Here is a 2,956-nt window from a genome sequence, read left to right as displayed (position 1 = left end):
GTGGCGGGAAGCGGAGCAGCGGGCAGCCGTGCGGCGCTCGACTGACCGCGTTCCGTACGCCGACCCGTCCGGCCGACCCCTCGCCCTACCGACGGCCAGGGGACAAGCGGTGATGGACCGGAGCCCGGGTGCCGCACCCGGGCTCCGGTCCGCTTTTGCGACTATCGTCGGCCTGGTGGACGACAAGGATGCCAAGGGCACGACCTGTGCGCACTGCGGCACGGTCGCTGTGGAGGTGCCGCTCACCTGGGTGCGCTCGGTGGAGAACGGCGTGCCCCGCCATCTGTGCGAGCGATGCGCCCGCGCCAACATCCGCGCGATCGAAGGGCGACTCGACTCCTCCTGGTGGTGACGTCAGGCGGCACGGGAACGTCAGCAGCTCGCGGCGTCGCACCGCTGGCTCCGCAGCGCGCCGTCCGGAGCGTCCCTGGCCCGCCGGCCGACCGATCGGCGGGCCTGCTCTCCGCCCGCCCTCGCGGTCAACCCGCCTTGCGTCCGCCCCGACTGCCGGGCTTCTTCGCGCTCGTCCCCGGCTTCGAGTCGGTCTTCGGCTTCGCGCTGGTCCCCGGCTGCGCGGTGGGTTTCTGCTTCGCGGTGGCAGTCGGCTTCGCCGTGGGGGTCGGCTTCTTGCCGGTCGGCTGCTTCCTGGCAGCCGGCTTCTTCGCGGTGCCGGACGTGTCGGACGACGGCACCGGTTCGGCTGCTTCCCGAGGCGCGTCGTCCCCGTTCGGGTGGACGTCCCGAGGCGCGTCGTCCGCGGGCGCGCCCTCTTCGCGAAGCCCGTCGGCCGCACCTTCGTCGGCCGCGTCCTGGGTGGGCGTGCGCTCGTCGTCCGGCAGGAAGCCGGGAAGCCACGCCTCCAACTCGTCGCGCAGCCGCACCGAGGCCCCGAGCTGGCACAGCACGCCGATGGTGCTCAGCGTGACCCGGTGGATCAGCAGGTAGGCGGGCGGCAGGTTGAGCTGCTTGCCGAGCTGGTGAGCCGGTGAGCGCGGATCACCGATCCGGGTGGCCTGCTCCCGCATCCAGCTCCGGGAGAAGGTGAACTCCTCCACCTGACCCGGTTCGATGATCGGGACCAGGTACTCCAGCACGGCGTCCGGGTCCAACTCGATGGAGGACTTGACGAAGCCGTCCTGCCTCAGCAGTTCGTATACCTCCTCGGCCTGGCCGGCGAGGGTCATGCGCAGTGCGGTGCCGATCGTGGCGGGCAGACCGTCCGGCAGGCGATCCACCGTTCCGAAGTCCATCACTCCCAGTCGGCCGTCGGCCAGCAGCCGGAAGTTGCCGGGGTGCGGGTCGGCGTGCAGCAGGCCGGTGCGGGCCGTACCGGAGAACAGGAACCGGGCCAGGAGCTGGCCGGCGCGGTCCCGGTCCGACTGCTCGCCGTCCCGGATGACCTCCGAGAGCGGGGTCCCCGTCAGCCACTCGGTGACCAGCACCTGCTCGCTCTGGTGTACGACGCCGGGCACCCGGACGTCCGGGTCGTCCTCGAACTCGGCGGCGTAGGCGCGCTGGGCCTCCGCCTCCAGGGCGTAGTCAAGCTCCTCGGAGACACGATCGCGCATCTCCGCGATCAGCGGTTTGACGTCCATGCCGGGAACGAGCGGGCCCAGCAGCCTGGCGAAGCGGCCGAGCTGGTTCAGGTCCGAGATCAGGGCCTCACCCGCGCCGGGATACTGCACCTTCACCGCGACCTCGCGGCCGTCGTGCCAGATCGCCCGGTGCACCTGGCCGATCGAGGCAGCCGCAGCCGGCTTGTCGTCGAACTCCTCGAAGAGTTCGCGCCACCCTTCCCCGAGACGTTCGGTGAGGACGGAGTGCACGGTGCTCGCCGGCATGGGCGGCGCCGCCTCCTGGAGCTTCGTGAGCGCGGCACGATAGGGCTTGGCGACGTCCTCGGGCAGCGCCGACTCGAAGACGGACATCGCCTGCCCGAACTTCATCGCACCGCCCTTCAGCTCACCGAGCACCTTGAACAGCTGCTCGGCGGTGCGCTGCTGCAACTCGTTGCCCACCAGATCCGCTGAGTAGCCGCCGATCCGCTTGCCCAGGCCCCAGGTGGCCCTGCCCGCGAACCCCAGTGGAAGCGCAGCCAGCTTGGCGGTGCGGGTGACGGCCTTGCGGGGAAGATCTGACATGCGCCCCTCCAACTACCGGACAGCTCTCGCTGCTACGAAGCCATTGTGACCTGTCGGGAGCCCATCCCCGTAGCGCCGGGGGCGGGTGCCGCCCCAGCGGCACCGCACGGGCACTCTCTGTAGGGCTCCATGAGCTCCTCCTCCTTGCGCAGCCAGGGGAGCACGAAGGAGGTGCGGATGCCCGCCGCGCACTCGCCGGCAGCCGCGTCACCGTCGGCCGTCTCGCTGTCGGCAGCGTCATCGTCGGGAAAGTCGCCGTCGAGAAAGCCGAGTGCCTGGCAGGCGGCGGCTCCGGCGACCACTGTGGCCAACGCCACGTCGCACGCCGGCACGCCGCTGCGCCGGGCGGACCGCCACTGCCCGACGGCCAGCGGCCAGGTCGGCTCCCGCTCGGCCCGGCCGAGCAGCATGCACTCACCGCAGGCGCTCGAACCGGGCAGCACCAGCGGCCCCACGAAACCGGTGCCCTCCACCACCCCCGCGTAGAGGTGCGGCCGGCCGGTGGCGACCAGCTCCCTGGCCTCCGCCGGATCCGGGGCGTAGGCGGCCAGGCCGTCCCTGGGAGCGAGCACCACCAGGCCGGGACCCCGCTCGGCCTCACGCTGGGCCGGGACCCTGGGCCAGGGGGACGCCCGCCGGACCATCCTGCCGAGCGCGGTGCTGCGCCGCTCGCCGACCTGCTCGGCGTCCACGCCGGCGGGAGTGGTGTCCCACGCCTCCACACAGCCGCCGTCCACCACGTCCACCTGGCCGACACCCGCCGCGGGCAACGCCGCCGACCGCTTCGGCCGCAAGCGCATGCTGCTCGCCGGGCT

At 72.4% G+C, this 2,956-nt stretch carries 2 protein-coding genes and 1 pseudogene; 1 reads left to right on the top strand and 2 read right to left on the bottom strand.

Annotated elements, in window-relative coordinates; all coding sequences use genetic code 11:
* The first annotated feature begins 172 nt into the window (after window positions 1-172).
* Window positions 173-352 carry a hypothetical protein gene (locus tag ACYVE9_RS21195; protein ID WP_461029478.1) on the top strand — a complete coding sequence of 60 codons (180 nt, stop codon included), beginning with the start codon at window positions 173-175 and terminating at the stop codon, window positions 350-352.
* 433 nt (window positions 353-785) lie between these two features.
* Here the strand turns inward: ACYVE9_RS21195 and ACYVE9_RS21190 are convergent.
* Both ACYVE9_RS21190 and ACYVE9_RS21185 read right to left on the bottom strand, forming a co-directional pair.
* Window positions 786-2,141 (bottom strand): annotated as a pseudogene (locus tag ACYVE9_RS21190) (ABC1 kinase family protein); the annotation flags it as partial.
* Window positions 2,142-2,173: 32 nt separating this feature from the next.
* Window positions 2,174-2,956, bottom strand: a 783-nt coding sequence (locus ACYVE9_RS21185; RefSeq protein WP_461029477.1) for a ThiF family adenylyltransferase, incomplete at its 5' end; no start/stop codon positions are given.

The sequence above is a fragment of the Streptomyces sparsus genome (genome assembly GCF_054776295.1).
Note: the sequence above shows the minus strand (reverse complement) of the source record. Positions and strands in the feature narration are given on the sequence as shown.